21 protein-coding genes and 1 pseudogene are annotated in these 24,084 nt (G+C 63.4%); 15 read left to right on the top strand and 7 right to left on the bottom strand.

From position 1 onward, the window contains the following. Positions 1-21: 21 nt before the first annotated feature. On the bottom strand, positions 22-1,170 hold the full coding sequence (locus P6U30_RS22975; protein ID WP_407165180.1) for an ABC transporter substrate-binding protein: 1,149 nt from the start codon (positions 1,168-1,170) through the stop codon (positions 22-24). 278 nt (positions 1,171-1,448) lie between these two features. Here P6U30_RS22975 and P6U30_RS22970 point away from each other — a divergent pair, with 278 nt between their 5' ends. The 7 genes from P6U30_RS22970 to P6U30_RS22940 all read left to right on the top strand — a co-directional run bounded on the left by P6U30_RS22970 (position 1,449) and on the right by P6U30_RS22940 (position 8,295). Beyond that, positions 1,449-2,129 carry an alpha/beta fold hydrolase gene (locus P6U30_RS22970; protein WP_407165179.1) on the top strand — a complete coding sequence of 227 codons (681 nt, stop codon included), beginning with the start codon at positions 1,449-1,451 and terminating at the stop codon, positions 2,127-2,129. Between the two features lie 478 nt (positions 2,130-2,607). Continuing rightward, positions 2,608-3,453: an aspartate/glutamate racemase family protein gene (locus P6U30_RS22965; RefSeq protein WP_407165178.1), complete on the top strand. Its 846-nt coding sequence runs from the start codon at positions 2,608-2,610 to the stop codon at positions 3,451-3,453. Beyond that, complete coding sequence (locus P6U30_RS22960) at positions 3,425-3,853, top strand: organic hydroperoxide resistance protein (protein WP_407165177.1); 429 nt, start codon at positions 3,425-3,427, stop codon at positions 3,851-3,853. Before P6U30_RS22965 ends, P6U30_RS22960 begins: the two co-directional genes overlap by 29 nt. Before the next feature lie 30 nt (positions 3,854-3,883). Then, positions 3,884-5,062, top strand: coding sequence for a thiolase family protein (locus P6U30_RS22955; RefSeq protein ID WP_407165176.1), 1,179 nt, complete (start codon positions 3,884-3,886; stop codon positions 5,060-5,062). Further along, on the top strand, positions 5,059-6,300 hold the full coding sequence (locus P6U30_RS22950; RefSeq protein ID WP_407165175.1) for an SDR family NAD(P)-dependent oxidoreductase: 1,242 nt from the start codon (positions 5,059-5,061) through the stop codon (positions 6,298-6,300). Before P6U30_RS22955 ends, P6U30_RS22950 begins: the two co-directional genes overlap by 4 nt. Positions 6,301-6,327: 27 nt before the next feature. After that, the gene (locus P6U30_RS22945) at positions 6,328-7,116 is read left to right on the top strand and encodes a cyclase family protein (protein WP_407165174.1); all 789 of its coding nucleotides are present in this window, start codon (positions 6,328-6,330) and stop codon (positions 7,114-7,116) included. A 27-nt stretch (positions 7,117-7,143) separates the two neighbouring features. Next, the gene (locus P6U30_RS22940) at positions 7,144-8,295 is read left to right on the top strand and encodes an ABC transporter substrate-binding protein (protein ID WP_407165173.1); all 1,152 of its coding nucleotides are present in this window, start codon (positions 7,144-7,146) and stop codon (positions 8,293-8,295) included. A gap of 17 nt (positions 8,296-8,312) precedes the next feature. Here P6U30_RS22940 and P6U30_RS22935 read toward each other — a convergent pair whose 3' ends face one another. The 3 genes and pseudogenes from P6U30_RS22935 to P6U30_RS22925 all read right to left on the bottom strand — a co-directional run. Further along, positions 8,313-9,935, bottom strand: coding sequence for an AMP-binding protein (locus tag P6U30_RS22935; RefSeq protein WP_407165172.1), 1,623 nt, complete (start codon positions 9,933-9,935; stop codon positions 8,313-8,315). Between the two features lie 291 nt (positions 9,936-10,226). After that, the gene (locus tag P6U30_RS22930) at positions 10,227-10,790 is read right to left on the bottom strand and encodes a DeoR/GlpR family DNA-binding transcription regulator (protein WP_407170513.1); all 564 of its coding nucleotides are present in this window, start codon (positions 10,788-10,790) and stop codon (positions 10,227-10,229) included. A 99-nt stretch (positions 10,791-10,889) separates the two neighbouring features. Next, positions 10,890-11,012 (bottom strand): annotated as a pseudogene (locus P6U30_RS22925) (DeoR family transcriptional regulator); the annotation flags it as partial. Positions 11,013-11,267: 255 nt separating this feature from the next. Between P6U30_RS22925 and P6U30_RS22920 the strand changes: the two are divergent. From P6U30_RS22920 to P6U30_RS22900, 5 genes are read left to right on the top strand one after another with little or no spacing between them, the layout of a single operon-like run. Further along, positions 11,268-12,293, top strand: coding sequence for an ABC transporter ATP-binding protein (locus P6U30_RS22920; protein ID WP_407165171.1), 1,026 nt, complete (start codon positions 11,268-11,270; stop codon positions 12,291-12,293). Positions 12,294-12,335: 42 nt separating this feature from the next. Next, complete coding sequence (locus tag P6U30_RS22915) at positions 12,336-13,610, top strand: ABC transporter substrate-binding protein (protein ID WP_407165170.1); 1,275 nt, start codon at positions 12,336-12,338, stop codon at positions 13,608-13,610. Positions 13,611-13,655: 45 nt separating this feature from the next. Further along, positions 13,656-14,576, top strand: coding sequence for a carbohydrate ABC transporter permease (locus tag P6U30_RS22910; protein ID WP_407165169.1), 921 nt, complete (start codon positions 13,656-13,658; stop codon positions 14,574-14,576). Next, positions 14,573-15,382 carry a carbohydrate ABC transporter permease gene (locus P6U30_RS22905; RefSeq protein ID WP_407165168.1) on the top strand — a complete coding sequence of 270 codons (810 nt, stop codon included), beginning with the start codon at positions 14,573-14,575 and terminating at the stop codon, positions 15,380-15,382. The genes P6U30_RS22910 and P6U30_RS22905 overlap by 4 nt, the downstream gene beginning before the upstream one ends. Continuing rightward, positions 15,382-16,221, top strand: a complete 840-nt coding sequence (locus tag P6U30_RS22900) for an endonuclease/exonuclease/phosphatase family protein (RefSeq protein WP_407165167.1) — start codon at positions 15,382-15,384, stop codon at positions 16,219-16,221. The genes P6U30_RS22905 and P6U30_RS22900 overlap by 1 nt, the downstream gene beginning before the upstream one ends. Positions 16,222-16,493: 272 nt before the next feature. On the opposite strand, the gene P6U30_RS22895 is transcribed toward P6U30_RS22900, so the two are convergent. Continuing rightward, the gene (locus P6U30_RS22895) at positions 16,494-16,625 is read right to left on the bottom strand and encodes a hypothetical protein (protein WP_407152740.1); all 132 of its coding nucleotides are present in this window, start codon (positions 16,623-16,625) and stop codon (positions 16,494-16,496) included. On the opposite strand from P6U30_RS22895, the gene P6U30_RS22890 reads away from it, so the two are divergent. Beyond that, positions 16,624-19,728, top strand: coding sequence for a DEAD/DEAH box helicase (locus tag P6U30_RS22890; protein WP_407170512.1), 3,105 nt, complete (start codon positions 16,624-16,626; stop codon positions 19,726-19,728). The two genes, P6U30_RS22895 and P6U30_RS22890, sit on opposite strands and share 2 nt — an antisense overlap. Positions 19,729-19,734: 6 nt before the next feature. Continuing rightward, complete coding sequence (locus P6U30_RS22885) at positions 19,735-20,640, top strand: MBL fold metallo-hydrolase (protein ID WP_407165166.1); 906 nt, start codon at positions 19,735-19,737, stop codon at positions 20,638-20,640. Between the two features lie 79 nt (positions 20,641-20,719). Here P6U30_RS22885 and P6U30_RS22880 read toward each other — a convergent pair whose 3' ends face one another. Further along, on the bottom strand, positions 20,720-21,205 hold the full coding sequence (locus P6U30_RS22880) for a hypothetical protein (protein WP_407165165.1): 486 nt from the start codon (positions 21,203-21,205) through the stop codon (positions 20,720-20,722). 528 nt (positions 21,206-21,733) lie between these two features. Between P6U30_RS22880 and P6U30_RS22875 the strand changes: the two genes are divergently transcribed. Beyond that, positions 21,734-23,137 carry an MFS transporter gene (locus P6U30_RS22875; protein WP_407165164.1) on the top strand — a complete coding sequence of 468 codons (1,404 nt, stop codon included), beginning with the start codon at positions 21,734-21,736 and terminating at the stop codon, positions 23,135-23,137. Here P6U30_RS22875 and P6U30_RS22870 read toward each other — a convergent pair. Beyond that, entirely contained in the window at positions 23,134-24,036 is a 903-nt protein-coding gene (locus P6U30_RS22870; RefSeq protein ID WP_407165163.1) for a LysR family transcriptional regulator, read from the bottom strand. The genes P6U30_RS22875 and P6U30_RS22870 overlap by 4 nt on opposite strands. Positions 24,037-24,084 lie beyond the last annotated feature (48 nt).

Below are 24,084 nucleotides of genomic sequence, written 5' to 3'. Positions count from 1 at the left end.
GATCTTCTTGCGGTCCTTGGCTCAGGGCGCGTAGGTCCAAGCGCCATTGCTCAAGCGCACGATCACCAGCGCGCGCTCGTCGACACCATGATAGGCGCCAGGCTTGAAGTTGTAGATAGCGTGCACGCCGGCGAGTTCCTTGGTGTTGAGAATCTCGTCGCGCAGGGCTTTGCGGAATTCGACGGTGCCGGGTTTCGCGGTCTTCAGGGCGCGCTCCGCGGCGGAGGTGAAGATCCTCCAACCGTCAAAGGAATAGGCCGAGAAGCCGTCCGTCGTCGGCATATTGTTGGCCTTCTGGTAGGCCGCGCGGAATTCAAGCGCGAGCTTCTTGGCGAAATGGCTGTCCGGAAGCTGCTCGGCCACGATGACCGGACCTGCGGAGACCTGGATTCCTTCCGCTGCCTTGCCGCCGACGCGTACGAAATCCGGATTGACCAGTGCGACGGTGCCGTAGGTCTTGCCCTTGAAGCCACGCTCGCTGAGCGCCAGCAGCGGCAGCGCACCCTGCGTGCCCGATCCGCCGATCAGCACGGCATCCGGACGTGCGGCAAGCACCTTGAGGATCTGGCCCGTCACCGAGGTGTCGACGCGTGCATAGCGCTCGTTGGTCAGCACCTTGAGGCCATCTGCAGCTTCGGAAGCCTTGGCGCCGCTGTAGACGAGATCGCCCCAGGCGTCGGAGAAGCCGATGTAGCCGATGTTCTTCATCCCATCGCGCTTCATGCGATCGGCGACGACCTTGACCAGCAGCGAGGCGGGCTGCGGAACGGAGACGCCCCATTGATCGGCCGGATCGGGCTGCCCGGCAAGCGGGGAGACGGCGATCATCGGCACCTTCAACTCGGTCGCGACGGCCGTCATCGCGATGGTCGACGGAGTGGTCGCGGTGCCGATCAGCAGATCGACCTTCTCTTCCTCGATCAGCTTGCGCGCGGCGCGAGTGGCGGCGGACGGATCGGAGCCATCATCGAGCTGGATCAACTTGATCTTCTCGCCATTGACTTCGCCCTTGTACTCGAGCGCGGCCTGGATGCCGCGCCCGTAGGGGATGCCAAGCGAGGCGCCGGGTCCGCTCAGCGATGTCACGAAGCCGACCGTAATGTCGGCCTGTGCGACCGAGGCTGCGAGAAGGCCGCCGACGAAAACAGTCAAACCCAATATGTTGCGCATTGCATTCCCCCTTGGTTGCAAATAGCGGTGACCTGAGCGAGATGTCAGCATGGATCGAGATCGGACCAGCGTGATCGATGCCGCGATTGATATCCTGGATTGGCTGGTCCTCGCGTGCCGACAGGAGTTGTGAAATGAGCGCCACCGGAGCCGGTTCCCGCGTCGAACGCCGCTTCGTTTCGACAAGGCATGGCCGCATCCATGTGGCGATCACGGGAGTGGGATTTCCTGTCCTGCTCCTGCATCAGACGCCGCGGTCGTGGGATGAGTATCGTGATGTGCTGCCGCTGCTCGGCCGCGATTTCCGCGTGATCGCAATGGATACGCCTGGCTTCGGCGATTCCGACCGGCCGGCCGGTATGCCTTCGATCGAATTGTGGGCGCAGTCGGCGCTTGGGCTGCTCGACGCGCTGGACGAGCCATATGCTGCGATCGTCGGCCATCACAGCGGCGCGGCGATCGCCGTGGAAGTGGCCGCTGCGGCAACCACGCGGGTACGCGCGCTGGTGCTCTCGGCCTGTCCCTTTGTCGATGCAGCGCGCCGCGCCAAGCACGCCGGCATGCGGGTTATTGATGATGTCGAGACGCGTACCGACGGCGTCCATCTCGCGGAGCTCTGGGCGCGGCGGCAGCCATTCTATCCGGCTGGGGATACGGACTTGCTGCGGCGCTTCATGATCGACGCCCTGAGGGCCGGCGAGATGGCGGCGGAGGGCCACCGAGTAGTGAATCGCTATCGGATGGAAGACCGTCTGGGACACATCCAGTGCCCCACGTTGGTTATTGCTCCGACAGGCGATCCGCACGCTCATCCCGTGGCCCCTAAGGTCGCTGGAGCTATCGGCGGCAGCATCCTGCGCGAACTCTCAGGAGGCATGGTGCCGCTTCCCGATCAGATGCCGGAGGCTTTTGCCGGCCTCGTGCGCGACTTCGTGATCGCCCACATCGCCGAACGCTGACATGCAAGCATCGGCCGCGGCGAATGCGAACCCGCCGGCTGCCCACGTCGTTCGGAGGTCGATGATCTCAGCCACGTTGGAGGAACCCTTGATCGACGCAACCATCAACGCGACGCGCGCGTGCGGAGCGCCGGTCTCCCCGTCAATTGTTTAAAGCCTAAAGTATCTTTCGGCTGAACGTCAATATGCCCGCTTGGTGCCCTGCGGAAAAGTTTGTCGCGGCGAACGTGCTCACGGGACGCTGAATTCGCTTGTGCAAACTACGAGGGCGCGATCTGCCTGTCCTCCCGGCAGTCGATCCTCGTCGCATCCAGAGCGTGCGGGCGCGCCGTTGAATTGACGCCAAAATTATTTTGTGATTGAAATATTTTGGTCGAGGGCGTCATCGCCGTGGCGCTGGCAACGACATGCTTGTGCGTGTTGTCGGTCTCTCAGACGTCGGCAGTTCGAGGACCGGCACCGTCCGCCCGTGAACAGGATGTCCGCTGTGCGCATCTTCTGGCAGAGCTTCGTCGACCGGACAACGAGCGCGTCCTACATGGCGCGACTTGCGACTTATCTGAACGAGATTGCCGCGCCTGGCGTCACCGTGCACGTCGAGGGCATCACGCCCGCCGATCGCGACTTTGGCCGCTTGAGCGAATTTCGCTGCGCGATTCAGGCGGTCGACAATGGGCTTGCGGCGCAAGAGCGCGGCTTTGACGCTTATGTCATGGGCCACTTCCAGGATCCGGGATTGTATGAACTGCGCTCGGCGCTGACGATTCCCGTGGTCGGCGCTGGCGAGGCCACGCTGCTGGCCGCCTCCCAGCTCGGACGGCGCCTTGGCTTGGTTACGCTCGATTCAGCTTTCGAAGTTTGGCATTACGAACAGGCCGACCGCTATGGCCTGAGCGGCCGGGTGTTGCACGTCACCGGCATGGGCTGCCGGCCGGAGGATTTTAGCGCCGCGTTCGCGGGCGATGCGACGGCAAGGGCACGTATGCTGAGCGATTTTGCAGTGTGCGCGCAGCCGCTGGTCGATCGCGGTGCCGACGTGGTCATACCGGCCGGCGTCCTGCCGGGGCTTCTGATTGCGAGCGAGCATGGTTTCAAGGTTGGTCATGCGCCTGTGGTCAATTGCGCGGCGGTCGCGCTGAAGAGCGCCGAGATGTGGGTGCAACTGCAGCGCCTCAACGGCACCGAACCGAGCCGCGGGCCGAGCTTCGCGCTGGCCAATGACCGCGCCCGCCAGGATTTTCGCGCACTCGTGACCCGCACGCAGAGCAACGAACCCGGATACCCCGAGGACAAGCATGCTGTCGCCCGCCAGGATTCTCTATGAGGCCGAAGTCACTGCGACCGGCGGACGCGACGGCAAGGCCGCGAGTGACGACGGGCTTCTGTCAGTGTCGCTGTCGCTGCCGAAATCCTTGGGCGGCCCGGGCGGGCCAGGAACCAATCCAGAGCAGCTTTTTGCCGCAGGGTATGCAGCCTGCTTTCTCGGCGCGGTGAACCTCGTTGCGCGCACGCGCAAGATCGCGCAATCGGCAGAGCCCACCGTCACCGCCAAGGTCGGCATGGGACCGGTCGCGGTCGGCTACGCGCTCACCGTCGAGCTCAAGGTGCTGCTCCCCGGTGTAGAGGAATCCGTCGCCGAGGAAATCGTTGCCGGCGCGCACGAGCGCTGTCCCTATTCGAACGCAACGCGCGGCAATGTCGACGTCAAATTGACCGTGCTCTGAGCGGCCTTGCGGTAGGGAACCGGCAGTCTTATGCAGCGCTCCGTCCGAACACCTTATGACCGGGTTGTGATGGCGGTTCCGGTGACGATCCCGTATGTGCGCTACTCGATTGAAAGCGCGCAATGGTGGATCGGCCGTGCGCTGAAATCGCTGGTCGAGGGTGCCGGGATCACACCGCGCGATCTCGATGGGTTCTGCGTTTCAAGCTTCACGGCGGGGCTAGACAGCGGGATCGGGCTGACCCAGCATTTCGGGCTGTGCGTGCGCTGGGTCGATACCATTCCGCTCGGCGGTGCGAGCGCGATTGCCGCGCTGCGTCGCGCCGCACGGGCGGTGCAGGCGGGCGATGCCCGCATCGTGGCCTGCGTAGCCGGCGACACCAACCATGTCGATTCGTTTCGTTCCACGCTCGAGAACTTCTCGCGCTTCAACCAGGATGCGGTCTATCCCTATGGCGCTGGCGGCGCCAATGCCAGCTTTGCGCTGATCGCGCGCAACTACATGCGCACGTACGGTGCCCGGCGTGAGGATTTCGGCAAGATCGCCGTCGCCCAGCGCAGCAACGCGCTTCGCAATCCGCACGCTTTAATGAAAACGCCGCTGACCATCGAGCAGTACATGTCGGCGCGCCCTATTGCCGATCCGATCCATCTGTTCGATTGCGTGATGCCGTGCGCCGGCGCGGAGGCTTTCCTGGTGATGGGGGAGGATGTTGCCGCGTCGCTGAATTTGCCGTCCGCAAAAATCCTGGCCACCATCGAGCGCCACAATGCCTTCAGCGAGGATCCCGTTCAGGTTCGCGGCGGCTGGGCGATGGACGTCGACGAGCTCTATGGGATGGCCGGCGTCACGCCGGACGATCTCGATTTCGTCGAGACCTATGATGATTACCCCGTGATCTCGATGATGCAGTTCGAGGATCTTGGCTTCTGCCGCAAGGGTGAAGGGCCCGATTTCGTGCGGCAGCACGACCTCACGATCGACGGCTCGTTCCCGCATAACACCTCCGGCGGTCAATTGTCGGTCGGGCAGGCCGGTGCGGGGGGCGCCTATCTCGGGCTGGTCGAGGCGTTGCGCCAGGTTCTCGGGCTCGCCGGTTCGACACAAGTCAAGGATGCTCGCATCGGCCTGGCGTCGGGCTTCGGAATGATCAACTATGATCGCGGCCTCGCCTCGGGCGCGGCGATCCTCGCGGGACGAGGCTCATGATCGACCCGATCGCAAAGCCGCGTCGGAAGAATCCCCTTGCGCGGACGCGGCTGCCGACGTCGCCGCCGGGCGCACGAAGCCGTGCGTCGCACGGCCTTACACGCGCCGCTGCCGAGGGGCGCTTCGTGCTGCAACGTTGCAGCGCTTGCGCGAGCTTTTGCTATCCGGCGCGCGATGCCTGCCCTGTGTGCCTGTCGGCCGATCTCGTTTTTGCAGATGCGCCGCGCCGCGGAATGCTGTTGAGCGAAACCACGCTGCATGTTCCGGCCGACGTGCATTTCCGCGAGCGCGCGCCGTGGCGCATTGGGCTGGTTGCGATGGACTGCGGACCCACGCTGGTGACGCATCTCCATGCCGATTGCGAGGAGGGGCGGCCGGTCGTGATGTCGCTTCAACTCGACAAGAGCGGGCAGGCCGTGGCCTTCGCGCACCCCGAACGTGAGACCCCCAACATGACGGACGACAAGCAGTGGCGTGAGATGACGGCCGATCCGAAGTTTCGACGCGTCCTGGTGACGAACGGACGGAGCGTCGTCGGTCAGGAGGTGGTGACCGCGCTGAAGACTGCCGGCGCGTCGATTGTGTTCGTCGGCGTCGCCGAGCCGTGGAAGCCGTTCCGCGGCGAGGATGCCTTGCGCGCGCTTGACGGCGTCGAGATCGTGCCGCTCGACGTCGGCGACGAAAAGTCTGTCGCCGATCTGGCGGCGGATATCGGCGGCAAGGTCGATATCCTCGTGAACACCGCCGAGCACGTCCGCTCCGGCGGGTTGCTCGATCGCCGGGGGACCAGCGTCGTGCGCGACGAGATCGACCAGGCCTATCTCGGCTTCGTGCATCTGGCGCAGGCGTTCGGTCCGGTGATGCGGATGCGCGGCGCCGATGGCATTAATAGCGCTGCCGCCTGGGTCAATATCCTCTCGGTCTATGCGCTGGCGAACTGGCCGGTGTTCGGCGCATATTCGGCCTCGCAAGCCGCCTGTCTGTCGCTGTCGCACTGCCTGCGCGCGGAGCTTCGGCCCGGCGGCGTCAAGGTGGTGAATGTGCTTACGGGCCCGCTCGACATCGAGTGGTTCCAGACAGTGCCGCCGCCGAAGGTCGCGCCTCGCGTGGTCGCGACCTCAATCGTATCGGCGCTGAAGCGCGGACTTGAGGACGTGTTCGTGGGCGACGTCGCCGAGGACATTCGCCAGCGTCTTGCGGCCAATCCCAAGGCGGTCGAACGCGAGCTAGGGACGTAACCAGCTTGTCGAAACGGGAGAAGCGCAATGGACAGCAGCAGTCTGATGCAATTTGCCGGGGCGGTGGCATCCGGCGCGGTGTGGGTTGTCGATCTGACCTTCACGCTCAGTCCGGATTTCCCGGTCATCGTGCTGCCGCCGGAATTTGGCCAGGCCGCGCCCGTGCGCATCCAGCGGATTTCGCAATACGACGCCGCCGGTCCCGCCTGGTACTGGAACAACCTCAGCTTCGGCGAGCACACCGGCACGCATTTCGACGCGCCGATCCATTGGTTTACTGGCAAGGATCTGCCGAACAATTCGGTCGATACGCTGCCGGTGCGCGACATGATTGCGCCGGCCTGCGTGATTGATTGTTCGGCGCAAGCTGCGCAGGATCCGGATTTCCTGCTGACGATACCGGTCGTCGAGGCCTGGGAGAAAAACCACGGACGGATCCCGGAACGCCATTGGGTGCTCCTGCGCACCGACTGGTCGAAGAAGGGCTGGCGCGACTACGCCAATCTAAGGGACGACGGTGCGCACACGCCCGGACCGGATGCTGCCGTCATGCGCTGGCTCGTCGAGGAGCGCGGCATCATCGGGCTCGGTACGGAGACGATCGGGACCGATGCCGGCCAAGCCGGTCATCTCGATCCGCCGTATCCGGCGCACCATTTCCTGCATGGTGGCGGACGCTACGGGCTGCAATGCCTGTGCAATCTCGATCAGCTCCCGGCAACCGGCGCAGTGGTCGTGGCCGCGCCGCTCAAGATCCAGAACGGTTCCGGTAGCCCGCTGCGCGTGCTCGCGCTGGTGCCCGCACCGCAGGGTTAGAGTTCTCCGTTCGCATCGAGTGAAATCATGAACAAGACATTTGTTGTCGGCGCCACACTCTTGCTGGGCCTCGTGACGCCGGCACGCGCTGAAATCCTTGTGGGATTCGTGACCGGGCTGAGTGGGCCGGTGTCTTCGATCGGCGTGCCGAACGCCAAAGGGCTGGCTGCGGGCCAGGCGTATGTCGGCGAGATCGACGGTGAGAAGGTCCGCGTCATCCAGCTCGATGACGGCTCGGATCCGGCTGCGTCGACGCGCGACGCGCGCAAGCTCGTGGAGCAGGAAAAGGTTGATTTCCTGATCGGGACATCAGGCGCGCCGCAGACGCTGGCGATGGCCACGGCCGCGGTCGAAATGAAGGTGCCGATGGTCGCGATTTCGCCGATCGCGCCGGTGCCGGCGGGCGAGGGCGGACCATGGGTGGTGCAGACGCCGCAGCCGACGCCGCTTTTGGTGCAGGGCATCGTCGATCACATGAAGAGCCGTGGCGTGAAGACCGTGGCGTTCATCGGCTTCTCCGATGCTTTCGGCGATTTGATGTACACGTCCTTGGTGCAAGGCGCCGAGAAGGTCGGGATCAAGGTGATCGCGAACGAACGTTATGCGCGTTCCGATACTTCGGTCACCGCGCAGGTGCTGCGCGCGATCTCTGCGCGGCCCGATGCGATCATGCTGGGCGGCACCGGGACGCCCGGCGCGCTGCCCGTGATCGCGCTGTCCGAGCGCGGCTACAAGGGTCCGCTCTACGGCAATCACGGCATGATCAGCGCCGATTTCCTGCGGCTCGCCGGCAAATCGGCGGAGGGCATCATCTGCCCGACCGGGCCGGTGACGGCCGCCGAGCAACTTCCCGAGGGCAATCCAATCCGCAAGGTCGCGCTTGCGTTCCGCTCAGCCTACGAGAAGGCCAACGGCGAGGCGCCGGCAGATGCCTTTTCCCCCTATGCTTTCGACGGCTGGCTGGTGTTCATGGATGCCGCCAAGCGCGCCAAGGCAACGGGTGCGGCGCCGGGCACGCCAGCGTTCCGCAACGCGCTGCGCGAGGCGCTGTTCACGACCAAGGACGTGGTGGGTGCGCACGGCATTTACACCTATACGCCGGCCGACCGTCACGGCGTCGACGACCGCGCACGGATTCTGGTCCAGATCGAGAACGGCAAGTACAAGCTGCTGCCGTAATGGCTGCGGCCCGCAGCTCAGCTATGACGCAACTTCGCCTTGAGGGCGCGCATGTCGATCGCGCGGTTGGACGCGACGGCGGCAGCCGCCAGCGTCTTGATCTCGCCACGGGCAAGCTTGCGCGTCGATGACAAGGGCAGTTCGTCGACGATTGCGACGTAGCCCGGCACCTTGTGATAGGCAAGGCGCTCCGCGCAGGCCTTGACGATCGATGTCGCGAGCGCGTCGGCGTCGTCGACCTTTGCGTTCGGCACGATGAAGGCAAAAACCTCTTCGCCGCGGATGTCGTCCGGAACAGGGGTCACCGCGCAGCCGCTGATGCGAGCATCCATGTAAAGCGCACTTTCGACCTCGAGCACTCCGATATTCTCGCCGCTGCGACGCACGATGGTCTTCTTGCGGTCGAAGAAATACATCAGGCCGTCTTCGTCGGCGTATACAAGATCTCCGGTATGGAACCAGCCGCCGTCCCAGGCCGCTTCAGTGGCCTCTTCATCCTTCAGGTAGCCGCTGAAGAATCCGGCTCGCGGGGCGTCGCCCTTGGCGCGGACCAGCAATTCGCCGGGTTTGCCAAGCGCGACGTCGGCGCCCTGATCGTCGACGAGGCGATACTCCATGCCGTCGGATGGCCGGCCGACGCAGCGCGCGCCGAAGCCGGCAGGCTCCCGTGCGGTGGTGGTGGCCGCGGCGCCTCCGGTCTCGGTCATCGCCCAGGCCTCGACGATCGGGATGCGGTAGCGCTCCTCGAAAGTGGCGCGGTGGCGGACGTCGACGCCGGGTGCAAAGGCGAAGCGCACGCGGTGCTGCCGCTCGACCTCGGTCACTGGAAGTTGCAGCAGAATGGCCGGAATGACTCCGAGGCAATGCACGACAGTTGCGCCGCTATCGGCCACACACTGCCACCAGCGGTTGGCGTGAAAGCGGTCGAGCGGCACCACGGCGCCGCCAAGCACCATCATCCCGACGGCACTGCAGCCAAGCGCGTTCATGTGGAACATCGGCAAAGGCGTCAGGTTGATTTCGCGGTCCGGCTGTAATGCCGCGACGCCGCCTTGCGCGAGATACCAGTCGGCAACCTGAAGGAAATAGCGGTTCGAGAGCATGCATCCCTTCGGTTTTCCGGTGCTGCCGGAGGTGAACAGCAGCGCGCATTCGTCTTCGAAATTCGGATGCTGGCCGGTAACGTCGCTTTCGCACGCGGGAATGCGGCCGTCGGTATCGATCAGGCGAGCGCGTCCGAGTCGTGCATCCCGGGTCACATGGATGCGATCAGAGGTCGCCACCAGCAGGTCGGCCTGCGACAACTCGAGCTGGAAGGACAGCTCCTCGGCGCGGACGTCGGGATTGATCGGAACGATCGAAACTCCGAGCGCATTGAGCGCCAGCCAATGCAGGAAGAAGACCGGACGATTTTCAAGCAGCAGGGCAACCCGGGCGCCGCGTCCATAGCCGGCGGCCGCATACTCCGCGCGCAGGCGATCGACGTCGGTCTTGAAACTCCCGTATTTGATCCTGAACCCGTCTGGCGCGTAGGGCAGCCCCGCGCTCGCCGGCGCAATCAGGAAGGGCACGTCCGGTAGCCTTGCGGCTGTGGCCGCGAAAGCATCGGCTGGCGATCGATAGCGGATGTCGCGGCTCATTGCGGCCCTGGCTCCTTTTGACGCCTTCGGGCCCGCCCAGCGGGCGGCGCCCTTCGCACGCAGCCCGTGCTGCGACTATGGCTTTGGGTGAATACTTTAGGCCTAAACTATCTCGATGGCCAATAGCGAACCGGCAAACCGGCGGCGAAGCAGTGAAGGTGCGCGTGCAGACAGGCGGCCGGGCGATGAGCGGATCGGTCGGTCTGGCCGCTTTCCGTCGGCCGATTGTTCCGGGGAGCTTGTCAAGCTGTCTCGCAAGGGGGCGTCCGCAAGATTCCGTCAGCCGTCGACTCATCGAGCCAGAGCGGTGTCGCTGCTTGCGTGAATGCGATCGGTGTACTTTGCGGTGATCGGCGCAAAGGCTGTCGGCAACGGACCATCGGTGAAGAGGTGATGGCACTCGTCGAGATGGCCACCTCGCACGCTCGCGTTGCGACCAAACTTCGTGGTGTCGGCGACGAGCACGGCTGTGCGTGAATTCGCGACGATGGATTGCCGCGCCTGAACTTCGCCGAGGTGAAAATCGAGCAGCGTGCCATCCTGGTCGACGCCGCCAACCCCGAAGATTCCGTAGTCGGCTCGAAAGCCCGCGAAAAAGCGCGCGGCAGCCTCGCCGACGATGTCGCGGTCAAGCGGGCGGAGCGTCCCGCCGGCGATCGTGATCTCTATGTCCGGATTATGTGCGAACGCGGCGGCGACGTTCAGGTTGTTGGTGATCACGCGCAGATCGTGACGACGCGACAGCGCCTGCGCGACGTATTCGGGCGTCGTGCCTAGCCCGATCATCAGCGAGGCGCCGTTGGGAATGAACTTCGCAGTCGCATGCGCAATGCGCCGTTTGGCGTCGGCATTCAATCCCTGTCGGCTGCCATAGGCAAGATTCTGGTTCTGAACCGGGAGGCTGACGCCGCCGTGGATTCGGCGGAGCAGTCCTTGATCGCAGAGCGCATTCACGACACGGCGAATAGTCTGCTGCGTCACGTCAAAGCGCGTCGCAAGGTGCTCGATCGAGGCGAAGCCTTCCTCGCGCACGATCTCCAGTATGTGGGCCTGACGTGACGCGGCGGTCTTGAGCATTGGGTTATCCGTCTCCACCAAAGTATCATTTGAACGCCGAGGAGGCAATTTTCTGTTTCATATGGCGTCACATTATGTTCATATGAACATTATACGCACTGCGCCGATGAATGGTGCGCGGTCTGGGAGGAACGATATGGATCGGTCTGCTTCTGGTGGCCGGCCTTCGGCTGCTCCGCCGGAGCAGGACGCGGCGAGTGCACGTGGTGATGTCTGCACTCCGCACCGATCCCCGCAGCTAAGAGCAAGCAGGGCATGTCAGCGATTACGCTGAGTCACGTCTCCAAGTCTTGGGGGGCGATGCGCGCGGTCGACGATGTCAGTCTGACGGCGGATGAAGGCTGTTTGCTGGTGCTGCTCGGTCCCTCGGGTTGTGGCAAGTCGACGACACTTCGCCTGATCGCGGGGCTTGAGGAGGCCGATGCCGGCACAATTGCCATCGGTGGCATCGACGTGACCCATCTCACCCCGGCGCAACGGAAGATCTCCATGGTCTTCCAGTCCTACGCATTGTTTCCGCATTTGAGCGTGGCCGAGAATATCGTTTTCGGCCTCCGCGTGCGGCGCGTGTCGCGCGCCGAGAGAGACCAGCGGCTCCGGCGCGTCGCCGACATTGTCGGCCTGTCGCACCTGCTTGAACGCAAGCCGTCTCAGTTGTCCGGCGGTCAGCGCCAGCGTGTGGCGCTGGGACGAGCGATCATCGCGGAAGCGCGGGTCTGCCTCATGGATGAGCCGCTTTCAAATCTGGATGCCAAGCTGCGCCACGAGATGCGCACCGAGATCCGCGCGCTGCAACAGCGCCTTGGAATGACGATGGTGTACGTGACTCACGACCAAACCGAGGCGATGACGATGGCCGATCGCGTCGTGCTGATGCGCGACGGCCGGATCGAGCAGAACGGCTCGCCCGAGGAGCTTTATAACCGTCCAGCAACGGCGTTCACGGCACGCTTCATTGGCACGCCGCCGATGAACCTGCTGCGTCAAGGTGATCATCTCATCGGTATCCGGCCTGAACACATCCGCATCGTGTCGGGTGGCAATCACGCGGCGCGGGTCAAGGCCGTCGAGCATCTCGGAGCTGACAGCATCATCCTGTGCGAGATCGACGGTCAGCCGGCCGCGGTTCGGCTCGACGGTTTCAGCAGAGTTCAGCCAGGCGAGGACGTCTGGATTGCGTGGGAGCCTCGCGACGAGCATCGGTTCGATCCGGTCTCGGAACGGCGATTGGCGAGCACCTTCAAAGAGGGGCAGCTCACGGCGTCGGGCCAATCGCGGTGATTTTCGGGTCGGCGGAATCGGTTCAATGAGGGAGACTAAAAGATGTTTGCGCGACGAACGATATTGATGGCGGCTGCACTCGCTGCGCTGTCCATGGGCGCCCGTCCTGCAGCCGCGGTGGATTTGACGATGTATTATCCGGTTGCCGTCGGCGGTCCCGTTACGAAGATCATCGATGACATGGTCGCGCGGTTCGAGAAGGACAATCCGGACATCAAGGTCACGGCCGTCTACGCCGGAAACTACACGGATACGATGACCAAGGCGATGACGGCCATGAAGGGCGGGCAGCCACCGCAACTGTCGGTCCTGCTATCCACCGATGTCTTCACGCTGATGGACGAAAACGCCATCGTTCCGATCGACGGGCTGGTCAGCGACAAGGCGTGGTTCAAGGAGTTCTATCCGGCGTTCATGGCGAACGGGCAGATCGACGGCAAGACCTGGAGCATCCCGTTCCAGAGGTCGACGATTGTGCTGTACTGGAACAAGGAAGCCTTCAAGGAGGCAGGCCTTGATCCCGAAAAGGCGCCGGCGTCCTGGGACGAAATGGTCGAGATGTCGAAGAAGCTGATCAAGAAGGACGGCTCCGGAAACACCACGCGCTGGGGCGTCGAAATTCCCTCGACCGGCTATGGCTACTGGATGTTGCAGGCACTGACCATCGAGAACGGCCAGAAGATGATGAACGAGCCCGGTAACGAGGTCTATCTGACCGCGCCGAAGACGGTCGCCGCGCTCGACTACTGGGTCGAACTGTCGCGCAAGCACAATGTGATGCCGGCGGGCAGCATCGACTGGGCGACGCTGCGCACAGACTTCGTTGAAGGCAAGACGGCGATGATGTGGCACACCACCGGCAACCTGACTGCCGTCAAGGATGCCGCAAAGTTTCCCTTCGGCGTCGCCATGCTGCCCGCCAAGGAACGGCGGGGTTCGCCGACCGGTGGCGGCAACTTCTACCTCTTCAAGAGCGCGTCTCCCGAGCAGCAGAAGGCAGCCGTCAAGTTCATCCAGTGGATGACGGCGCCGGAGCGTGCGGCAGAATGGAGCATGAAGACGGGCTACGTCGCCGTCTCGCCGGCCGCCTACAAGACCAGCGCGATGCAGGAATATGCGAAGGGCTTTCCGCAGGCTGTCGTCGCGCGCGATCAACTCGAGCACGCGATTCCGGAGCTCTCCGTCCACGAGAACGGCCGCATCTACAAGTTCGTCAATGATGCCGTGCAGGCCGCGGTCACCGGCACGCAGAAGCCGCAGGAGGCGTTGGCTGCCGCACAGCAGCAGTCCGACCGCGTGCTGCGCGCCTACAAGTAAGGGAAATGGTGGGGTGGCGGCTCGCCGCCATCCCACCACTGACGGATGTCCGACTACGCCGCCTCATCGCCGATCTCCCGACGTCGCGCTGGATCGCAGGCGTGGTGGAATGCAGCGAATGCCTGGCTGCTGCTGTTGCCGGCGGCGGTCCTGCTGATCGCGTTCACCCATTACCCGATCCTGGCGACGATCCGGCATTCGCTGTTCGTCACGCGCCGGAACGGCACCGAGGTTTTCGTCGGCCTCGACAGCTACCAGGCCATGGCGGCCGATCCGATCTTCCGGAAAGCGCTGGTCAACAATTTCTGGTTCGCGCTCGGCACGATTCCGACGTCGATCGCGCTCGCACTGGTGATGGCGATTTGGGTCAATCGCAACATGCGCGGCCGCGGCTTCCTGCGCCTGGCCTATTTCACGCCGACGGTGCTGCCGATGATCGCGGTCGCCAACATCTGGCTGTTCTTCTACACGCCGGACTACGGGCTGCTCGATCAGTTGCGTGGACTGTTCGGTCTCGCCGGCTGGAACTGGTTGGGCGATCCCTCGACGGTCATGGGGTGCCTGATCGTGATGGTGATCTGGAAGGAAGCCGGCTTCTTCATGATCTTCTACCTGGCGGCCCTTCAGCAACTCTCGCCGGACCTCGACGAGGCCGCGGCGATCGAGGGTGCGAGCCGATGGTACACGTTCCGGCGGATCACGTTTCCATTGCTGATGCCGACCACGCTGTTCGTGGCGATCAACGCCGTCATCAACTCGTTCAAGCTGGTGGATCACCTCGTCATCATGACCAAGGGCGGTCCGAACAATGCAAGTACGCTGCTGCTCTATTATATCTATGAGGTCGCCTTCACCTTCCAGGACTCTTCCTACGCGGCAACGCTCACCGTTGTGCTTCTGGTGCTGCTGAGCGCCGTCGCGCTGGTCAAGTTCGGCTATCTCGACCGCAGGATCCATTATCAATGAGAGGCCGGACCCATCCCGTCGAGGTGACCGCCGCCTGGTTCCTGGCCTTGATCTGGCTCGCGCCATTGGCCTATGCGTTCTGGAGCGCAGTGCATCCAGCCGCTTACGCAACGTCGTTCAGCCTGTCGGCGCCGTGGACGCTGGAGAACTTCGCCCGGGCCTGGAAACAGGCGCCGTTCACCCGCTACTACCTCAACACAATTGTGCTGGTGAGCCTGATCCTGATCGGGCAACTGATCCTGTCGACGCTGGCCGCCTATGCTTTCGCGCGCTTCAAATTCAAGGGCAGCGGCATCGCGTTTGCGCTCGTTCTGCTCCAGCTGATGATCATGCCTGACGTGCTGATCGTCGAGAACTACCGCATGATCGCTAAGTTGGGCCTGCTGGACACGATCCCCGCGATTGCTGTGCCTTATCTCGCCAGCGCGTTCGGCATTTTCCTGTTGCGGCAGACGTTCAAGAGCGTCCGGCAGGAACTCGTCGAAGCCGCTCGGGTCGAGGGAGCGGGGCCCTTGGGGATTCTCTGGCGGGTCTACGTCCCGCTGGCGCGCCCGACTTATGTGGCGTTCGGGCTCGTCTCGGTCAGCTATCACTGGAACAATTTTCTGTGGCCGCTGATTGTCACCAACTCGGTCGAGGCGCGGCCATTGACAGTTGGCCTCGCGGTGTTCGGCGCGCCGGAGACGGGAGTGGACTGGTCGGTCATCACAGCGGCAACCGTGATGACAATGGCGCCGCTGCTGATTGCATTCCTTCTCTTCCAGCGACAGTTCGTCCAGTCGTTCATGCGCGCAGGGATTCGTTGATGCATCTCCTCACCTGGAACATTCAATGCGGCAAGGGCTGCGATGGCGTGACCGATCTTGCGAGGATCGTTGCGACCGCCAAGCGGATATCTGATGCGGATGTCTTCTGCTTCCAGGAGGTGAGCTCGAATTTTTCCAAACACGACGGGGGAGGCGATCAGAGCGCGCAACTTGCCGCGCTGCTGCCTGACTACATGCCCGTGTTCCGACCGGCGATCGAGACCGTCGATCAAGCCGGCCGGCTGCATCAGTTCGGCAACATGACCCTGTCGCGCCTGCCGGTCGTCCAGATCACCAATCATCTTCTGCCTTGGCCTGAGGCGGGCACAGTGCGTAGCATGCGCCGCCATGCCCTGGACGTGACGGTTCGGGCGCCCTTTGGCACGCTACGCATCGTCAATACTCATCTCGAGTATTATTCGGCCGCTCAGCGAGAAGCGCAGATTACGCAACTATTGGACTTGCAGCAGGACGCATCGACCAGCCCAAAGGCGCCCACAGCGCCGCCCGACGAACCCTATGAAAGCCAGACCGTTGCGGCATCGAGCCTGATGTGCGGCGATTTCAACTTCGATGTCACCGATCCGCAGCACGCCTTGATACACCGGTCGAGCCGTCCAGGCCTCAACTATCGCGATGCCTGGACGGCTGGTCGTCCCGATCGTCAGCGGTCACCGACCTGCGGACTATATGATCACGTCCAATGGACCAATGGACCCGATTGTCGCGACTTCATTTTCGTGACGGAAGATCTGGTCGGCCGTATCAATCACATCGATGTCAATGGCGAGACCAGTGCCTCCGATCATCAACCGGTGTTCGTTGAACTCGCGGATTGAGAGCGTTTGGACTCGAACTGACCGTCCCGGGTGCTCCGATGAGACATGGTGCTGAGGGGAGCATTCCTCCGGAACGCTCGGCGTTCCCCATCGATCGAGCTGAACGACCTTGACCTAGGCCGTTCGTGCAGGCAATTGCTGGATTGACCTTGCACAGTGGGATATCCCCGCCGGCCGCCAAGCCTGCCGCGGTGGTGGCTTTTCTGCGGCCAGTCCAACAGGATCAAGATCTAGGCCAGCGGCATCAACCGGGTCGATCAGAGGTACTCGCGTCAGCCGTGACCGCGAAACAACGACGGATTCAGCGTGGGACATTCAAAAAAGGTGCGCGCCGCCAGCCGTGCGACAAAGAAGAGCAAGAGGGCATCGCGTATCGAAGTCTCCTCGTCGTCGCCGCTCGGCATGCTGGCTCTTCACCTTCTTGCACAGTTGCGAAAATCCGCGCGCGGCGGCGTCGTCTTTCTTGCTGAAAACGAGAACAGGGCGGAGCGGCTCGGGAGTGTGGTTCACTCGCTTGATCCTTCGTGCGGCGTATTGGTTTTCCCGAGGCTGAATACGCTACCGTTTGACCAGTTAGAGCCGTCCCGGGAGATCGCAGGTCGACGAAGCTCGGTGTTGCGACGTCTGGCCAAGGCAAGAAAGCCTGTCCTGCTGGTGTCGACGGCGGAGGCCGTGATGGAACGGCTGCCGATGCCGTCGGCCTGGTCGCGCGTTGGGTTGGGCTTGAAGGTCGGAGCGGCTTATTCCGAGCGGGATCTGAAGACGCGCCTCGAAGCGCTCGGATACGCCGTGGATGAAGAGGCGGAGTATCCAGGCGGCGTACTGTTCCACGGAATGACGTTCGAGGTGTTTCCTGCAGGCGCTCTCGGTCCGTTCAGGATAGAGCACGCCAAAGGCGTGATCCGAAAGATTGCGGCGGTCGACCCGGTCGAACACGAGATCATCTACGAGACCAAGGAGCTTCCGATCGACCCGATGTCGGAGCGGCTTGCGTTCGCCGGCAAGCGTGCGGGACGGGCGACGCTGCTCGACTATTGTGGCGGAGCCAAGTGGATCGCGGATGCAGGCGTGCCTGCGCATGCCGATAGCTGGCTGGATACGATCGGAGAGGCGGCTGGTCGCAAGGAGGCCGCGCGCGAATATCTCGCACGGAGTGACTGGAAGGGACTGGCGAAGCGCGTCAGCATGCTGCCTGACAAGTCGGCGTTCAAATCGACGCCGGATTTCTCAAAGCTGACCTCGCCGAGGAAGGCCCTCCGTGCATTTGTCGCCGACACGCAGCGCGCCGGATCGCGGCTGCTTTTCGTTGCCGCGCTGGAGGAGGACTTGCGAGCGATGGAGCGGATCGCCGGCATCAAGGCGGAGCGCTTTGCGGATTGGCGCGAAGCGACGGCGGGGCGGAGCCGAGAAGGGGCGCTCCTGGCTGACTTCGATGCAGGCTTTGTCGGGGCCGGCGCAAAGCCTCTTGTCGTGGTGACGGCGGCCGATGTCCTCGGCAGTAGGGCTCATCATCCGCAACCCATGGCCAGAGCCTGGAATGCGGCATTCGATCACCCGGATGTGCCGGAGCAGGGCACGGTGGTCGTTCATCTGCAACGAGGACTGGCGTTGCTCGATGGCTTGCAGGCCGTGCAAACGGGAGGCGGAGCGTCGCGCGAGATGGTCAAACTCGTATTCGCGGCAGATGATGCCGTCCTCGTTCCGCCCGCGGACTTGGCTCTGATCTGGCCTTATGCCGCGGAGCTGGGCAAGCTGACACTCGACCGGGCGGACGGAAGTTCCTGGTGGGCGCGGCGTAGCGAGGCGGAGAAGGAGATTCAAACGTCCGCCAAAGAGCTCGCCAAACACATCAGACAGCGGCGCCGCCGGCGCGCTCCCAAGCTGGTGCCGCCGGGCCCTGCCTACGAGAAGTTCGTTGCACGCTTTCCGTACTTTGCGACGATCGACCAGGCGAAGGCTATTCGAGATGTCCTGGATGATCTTGCATCGGGTCATCCCATGGACCGCGTCATATGCGGTGACGTCGGATTTGGAAAGACCGAGGTGGCGCTGCGGGCGGCGGCGGCCGTGGCGCTGGCAGGCAAGCAGGTGGGGGTTGTGGTGCCGACAACCGTCCTGGCGCGACAGCATATCGCGACCTTCCGCAAACGCTTTGGTCCGTTCGACATCGAGGTGGGAGGCCTCTCGCGGGCCACCTCGGCAGCCGAGACCAGGGATACGAAGGAGCGGCTCAGGAGCGGAAAGCTCAAGATCGTGATCGGCACGCAAGCGCTGGCATCGAAGGACGTGAAGTTCGCGAATCTCGGCCTCGTGATCATCGACGAGGAACAGCATTTTGGAGCGGCGGAGAAGGCGAAGCTCTCGGAGCTATCCAAGGGAGTTCATACGCTCTTGATGAGCGCCACGCCGATCCCGCGGACTCTTGCGGCGGGTCTCGCGGGCTTCAGGGATCTCAGCGTCATCGCGACCCCGCCGGTCCACCGGCTGCCGGTCGTGACCAGAATAGCTCCGCTTTCGGATGCCGCTATCGCCTCCGCATTGCTGCGCGAACGCAGTCGGCACGGCCAAAGCTTCCTGATTTGTCCCCGCGTTCAGGATCTCGACCCGATCCTGGCGCGTGTGCAGGCAGTGGCTCCCGACCTTCGCATCGTCTGCCTCCATGGCAAGCTGCCCGCCGACGAGATTGACGACCGGATGATGAGCTTCGTCGAGGGCGAGGCTGACGTTCTCTTGGCAACCAACATCGTCGAGAGCGGTCTCGACATTCCACGCGCGAACACCATCGTGGTCTGCTGGCCCGAACGGTTCGGTCTTGCGCAACTGCATCAACTCCGGGGACGCGTGGGGCGAGGCGGAACGCGCGCGTTCGCCCACCTGTTGACTGAGTCCGGCTCGGAGCATTCCGAGAAGCGCTTGGCCGTGCTGGAGGAGTTCAGCAGACCAGGCGCCGGCTTTGCCATCAGCGAGCGTGACCTCGACCTCAGGGGCGCCGGCGATCTGTTTTCGGAGCGGCAATCGGGCCATGTCCAGGTGCTCGGACCTGTGCTCTATAGTCACCTTCTGAAGATTGCCTCGGAGAAAGCCGATAACGGCGCTGCCGATCTTTGGGTGCCGGATCTCAACCTGCCCCTCGAAGACACGCTGCCCACGAGCTACGTCCAATCGGAGCCGGTCCGGCTCGAGATCTATGGTCGCGTTGCCAGATGCCTGAGTGAGGACGATCTCGACGACCTGGAAGATGAAACGACGCGTCGTTTCGGCAGGCTGCCGGCGCCGGCCCAGGCGTTCTTCGCGGCTGCAAAGCTGAGGATGGAGTGCAAGCGGAGGGGGATCATCCGGCTCGATATCGGACCGGAGGCGATCGCGGCGAATTTCTTGCCCGGGCGACTGCGGAAATCCAAGGCACGATCGCTACAACGCGACGGCGATCGCGTGGTCTGCATCTGCAAGACGCATGAGGACCCATTTGATCGGGTCGAGGAGTTCCTGGACCTTCTGGACGAGTGACATCGCATGTTCGCTCTCACATTCCTGGGGACATCGGCAAGCGTTCCTTCGGCGGATCGCAATCATCCGGGGCTTTTGGTGGAGGCGGCCGGCCGGCGCATTCTGGTCGATTGCGGCGAGGGCACCCAGCGCCAATTGCTGCGCGCCGGCGCCGGCTTTCGCCGGCTTGAACGCATCCTTCTGACCCATGCCCATCTTGACCATGTGCTTGGCATTCCCGGCCTGTTGTCCACCCTGCGATTGCGGCAGGGGAGCGGGGCCATGGCGATCCACGGTGGCCCGCAAACTCTCGATGTCGTCATCCGGATGCTTGCAGGTTTCTGGGGCGAAGGGAGAGCGCCGCTACCGCTGGAGCTCATCCCCTTGATGCAAGGTCAAGTCATCGACACCAGGGAATGCGTGATTGGCTGCTTCCAGGTTCGCCATCGCGACACCGACAGCTTCGGCTTCACCTTCGAAATCCCCGCGCGTCGCCACCTTCAGCCGGACCGCCTCGCGGCCCTCGGCGTGCCGGACGGCCCGCTGCGCAAAGAGCTCGCGGAAGGAAGATCGGTGACGATCGCGGATGGCAGGACCATTGATCCCGAGGACGTTCTTGGACCCCTGCGTGGCGGCAAGAAGCTTGTCGTTATCGGCGACGCCGAGACAACCGATGACCTGTCCAGCTACGCCGCCGATGCCGACGCGTTGGTGATCGAGGCGACATTTCTGGATCGCGATGTCACCATGGCTCGGGGCTATGGCCATCTCACGGCACGGGAGGCGGCGTTGCTCGCAGCCGAGGCCAACGCCAAGGCGTTGTTGCTCACGCACATTTCGGGGCGGTACCCAGACGAGGAGATACTGGCCGAGGCGGCAAGTGTCTTCCCGAACAGCAGAATTGCAAATGACTTCGATCGAATTGTTATCTGACCATTTCGACTGCTCGCCGACTCCTTAAGGTCAGCGAATTGACCGCTGTCGGTGATTTGTGCGGGTGGTGACCGCGGCCTCACTGACGTTTGGTCAAGGGCTCCTGGGAGCCACGTGCGCTGTCGCTACCGGGCTCGTTGCCGGGCCTGGCTTGGGCCGGTTGTTGCTGGCCACCAGGCTGGTTTTGCGCGGCCTGATCGGGCGCACGACCAGTCGTCGTTACTTCGCTCGCCGGTTCGGGGTTTTTCGTCGTCGCCAAGATCATCAGCACGATCGCAAGGAACGCAAGCGCACCCGGCAAGCCGAATTCCCTAGAAACGCTCGGGCGTGGGGCGAATCCCGCACCCGCAGAACGCGCCGCCTGCTCTTGCTGTTCGGAGACGGCCCGCGCCCTCGTGTCCTCCTCATCCACCAATTCCCGTGTGGTCTGATCGAGCCGCTCCCGCTCGTCGCGGCGCAGCCGGCCCGCTCGCACCACGGCAAAGACCAGGGCAAGTCCGAGCAGGGCGGCCCCGGCCCACCAGAGCATCACGAGCGGAAGTGGAGTGGTGGCAGCGCCGAGCATGCTTCAACTCCATTTGCATGTGTTGAGGACGGTAATATCAGCGGCCTCTTTAAAGAACCGATGGTGGAGGAAGTCGTTCCCGAAATTCCGGCGCAGGGGGTGATCCGTGAGGGGAACGCAGCAAGTTCCATGCTGTTGGCAAGGTCCAGCGCCTCTGGCGCTGGACCGGCAAGGCGATCCTGATCGATCACCCCCGCCGGGATCAAGAGAATCGGGACGATTGCGATCGCGCCGGCGAGGATCAGTCGGCCTCTGCGGCAGCGCGGCGCTTCGGACGCACGACGGATCAGGTGAGCCGAAGGAGTGGACGTTGCGGAGGGAGCCTGGGTCTCGTCCGTTCGCCGTGCGCCCCATGCGCGCTCGTGCAGGCCCGGACGCCGTGCGGGTGTGCAGTGTCGATCGCGATTCCGTCCATCACTGAAGCAAATACTTGAATTTCCGATTTCGATTGGACGGCGCTCTCGCGCGCGTTGATCAATTGCCGATCGGAGCATTCGGCGCCCAGACGCCGGGCAGGGGAGGTTACAAGTGGCTCGATCCGCATTCGTCGACGTCAACGCCGGTGCACGCCTCGATAGGCTGCCAATCTGCAGTTTCCACTGGCGCATCTTGGCCTTGATCGGCGCCGGCATGTTCCTGGACGCTTTCGACATCTATCTCGCTGGAGGCGTGCTGGGGGCAGTCGTGAAGGAGGGGTGGTCCACCATCGAGTTGAACGCCGCCTTTGTCGCGGCGACCTTCGTCGGCATGACCATCGGGGCCTGGTGCTCCGGCATCCTCGGAGACCGCTTCGGCCGCCGCTTCTCCTACCAGGTCAATCTTGCGATCTTCGGCCTGGCATCGATTGCGGCTGCCTTCGCGCCCAACATGACCGTCCTGATCGGTCTTCGCTTCATCATTGGCATCGGTCTCGGCGCCGAGATCGTCGTGGGATATGCAACCTTGACCGAGTTCGTCCCTGCATCGTCGCGCGGGCGCTGGATCGGCCTTCTCGCCGTAATCACCAATTTTTCGCTGTTCGTGTCGTCCATGGTTGGCCTGTGGGTGATTCCGAATTTCGGATGGCGTTACATGTTCGGCCTCGTCGGCGTGCTCGCCATGATCGTTTGGTTCTTGCGCAAGTCGATGCCGGAGTCGCCTCGCTGGCTGGCGGCTAACGGACGCGCGGAAGACGCCGAAGCAATCCTCGCCGCCATCGAAGCCGAGGCCGCGCGCAAGGGCGTGCTTGCTCCCGTTGCGCCCAAGGCGGCCGCGGTGGAGAGCCCAGGTTCGGTCTGGCGGCTGTTCCAGCCGCCCTATCTCAGGCGCACGCTGCTTGGAAGTCTGCTCCACATCGTCGTCGGATTCAGCCTCTATGGCTTCATCGGCTGGCTCCCGACATTCATGGTCAAGAGTGGCCACAGCGTCGTCTCCTCGCTCGGCTACACGACGGTGATGGCGTTGGGCGGCCCGCTCGGATCGCTGATCGGGCTCGCGCTGGCGGACCGGCTCGGGCGCAGGCCGTCGATCATCTTCTCATCGGTGGCCGCCGCAGCGCTCGGGATCGCATACCCTTATATGTCCGACGGCGCCGCTCTCGCGGGCACGGGATTCCTGCTCGTCACCGCCATCTACGTGATGTTGGCGACCGGGTTCGCCATGCACGTGCCCGAGCTGTTTCCGACGCGATATCGGCTTCGCGGCACCGCCATTTGCGCCACGTCGGGACGCATCGCAACCGCTTTGGTCCAGTACGTTGTGGTAGCGATCTTCGCCTGGCAGGGACTGACCGGCGTGCTGACGATCTTGGCCGGCATCTTGGTCTTTCAGGCCGTAATTTTTCTTATCTTCGGATTCGAGACGAAAGGTCGGTCCCTGGAGAATGCGTCCGCGGTCGCACCCGATGAGAGCCGAGCCTCGGTCTCGCGCGAGGCCGTCGATGTCGGCGCCTAGCTCAGATTGGTGCAGACCGTCCTGATCCGTTCGCGCAGCCATGCATTCGCGTTGCTCTGGTCATAGCGTCGATGCCAGTACAACATCCAGTCGAACGGCGCAGACTCGAACGGGAGGTCCTCCATCCTGAGCTCGTCGTCCATCAGGACGGCGGCGAGATGTCTCGGCATCACCGCAAGAAGGTCGGTCTGCTTGAGCACGTGGGGCACAACCAGCCAATGTGGTACGTTCAGGGTTATCCGCCGCCGATGGCCCCGTTCGGCGAGCACATCATCGACAAACCGCAGGTCGGTCGGGCTCATGGAAACCTTCATCTGCTCCTGAGCGATAAAGCTGTCGAAGGTCAGCCGGCCGCGCTTGATCGGGTGAAGACGCCGCATCAGGCAGACCATACGGTCCTCGAGCAGCGTCTCCGAACGAATCGAGGCCGAGTGCTCGAGACCCATGCTGACGGCGATGTCGATCTCGTCCCTTTCCAGCGCATCTACGGTCAGCGAAGGCGACAGATGGATCGTGTTGTAGGAGATTCTCGAATTCGCCGGTCTCGCGGCTGCAAGCCTTGGAAGCAGGAGGCAAGCGAGAATGTCCGACATTCGGATGGTGAAGGTGCGTTCTGTCTGGGACGCGTCGAACCCGGCATCGCTCACCATCACGCGTTCGACCTGACGCAGCACTTGCCGCAGCGGCTCGGCAAGCTCGCTCGCGCGGGGCGTCGGCTTCATCCCGGTTGTCGTCCGAACCAGGAGCTCGTCTTCAAACATCGCTCGCAACCGGCTCAGCGCATTGCTCATCGCCGGCTGGCTGAGACCGACGCGTTCGGCCGCCTTGGTGACGTGGCGCTCCGTCAGAAGCGCATCCAGCGCGACGAGCAGGTTGAGGTCGATCGAGCGAAGGTTCATCCGATCATTGATATCGTGAATGTGAGCAGAGGACAAATCCATTTCACC

It is taken from the genome of Bradyrhizobium sp. ORS 111, from assembly GCF_045571485.1.
Lineage (GTDB): Bacteria > Pseudomonadota > Alphaproteobacteria > Rhizobiales > Xanthobacteraceae > Bradyrhizobium.
This window is presented reverse-complemented; position numbering and strand designations above follow the sequence as displayed.

Bases quoted from the DNA above. Each gene is read 5' to 3' on its own strand.
- P6U30_RS22880 (WP_407165165.1), bottom strand. From the start codon at position 21,205: ATGCTCGGCGCTGCCACCACTCCACTTCCGCTCGTGATGCTCTGGTGG.
- P6U30_RS22950 (WP_407165175.1), top strand. From the start codon at position 5,059: ATGATCGACCCGATCGCAAAGCCGCGTCGGAAGAATCCCCTTGCGCGG.
- P6U30_RS22955 (WP_407165176.1), top strand. From the start codon at position 3,884: ATGCAGCGCTCCGTCCGAACACCTTATGACCGGGTTGTGATGGCGGTT.
- P6U30_RS22915 (WP_407165170.1), top strand. From the start codon at position 12,336: ATGTTTGCGCGACGAACGATATTGATGGCGGCTGCACTCGCTGCGCTG.
- P6U30_RS22920 (WP_407165171.1), top strand. From the start codon at position 11,268: ATGTCAGCGATTACGCTGAGTCACGTCTCCAAGTCTTGGGGGGCGATG.
- P6U30_RS22965 (WP_407165178.1), top strand. From the start codon at position 2,608: ATGTCCGCTGTGCGCATCTTCTGGCAGAGCTTCGTCGACCGGACAACG.
- P6U30_RS22975 (WP_407165180.1), bottom strand. From the start codon at position 1,170: ATGCGCAACATATTGGGTTTGACTGTTTTCGTCGGCGGCCTTCTCGCA.
- P6U30_RS22890 (WP_407170512.1), top strand. From the start codon at position 16,624: ATGCTGGCTCTTCACCTTCTTGCACAGTTGCGAAAATCCGCGCGCGGC.
- P6U30_RS22935 (WP_407165172.1), bottom strand. From the start codon at position 9,935: ATGAGCCGCGACATCCGCTATCGATCGCCAGCCGATGCTTTCGCGGCC.
- P6U30_RS22940 (WP_407165173.1), top strand. From the start codon at position 7,144: ATGAACAAGACATTTGTTGTCGGCGCCACACTCTTGCTGGGCCTCGTG.
- P6U30_RS22960 (WP_407165177.1), top strand. From the start codon at position 3,425: ATGCTGTCGCCCGCCAGGATTCTCTATGAGGCCGAAGTCACTGCGACC.
- P6U30_RS22885 (WP_407165166.1), top strand. From the start codon at position 19,735: ATGTTCGCTCTCACATTCCTGGGGACATCGGCAAGCGTTCCTTCGGCG.
- P6U30_RS22945 (WP_407165174.1), top strand. From the start codon at position 6,328: ATGGACAGCAGCAGTCTGATGCAATTTGCCGGGGCGGTGGCATCCGGC.
- P6U30_RS22895 (WP_407152740.1), bottom strand. From the start codon at position 16,625: ATGCCGAGCGGCGACGACGAGGAGACTTCGATACGCGATGCCCTCTTG.
- P6U30_RS22905 (WP_407165168.1), top strand. From the start codon at position 14,573: ATGAGAGGCCGGACCCATCCCGTCGAGGTGACCGCCGCCTGGTTCCTG.
- P6U30_RS22870 (WP_407165163.1), bottom strand. From the start codon at position 24,036: ATGAACCTTCGCTCGATCGACCTCAACCTGCTCGTCGCGCTGGATGCG.
- P6U30_RS22900 (WP_407165167.1), top strand. From the start codon at position 15,382: ATGCATCTCCTCACCTGGAACATTCAATGCGGCAAGGGCTGCGATGGC.
- P6U30_RS22910 (WP_407165169.1), top strand. From the start codon at position 13,656: ATGTCCGACTACGCCGCCTCATCGCCGATCTCCCGACGTCGCGCTGGA.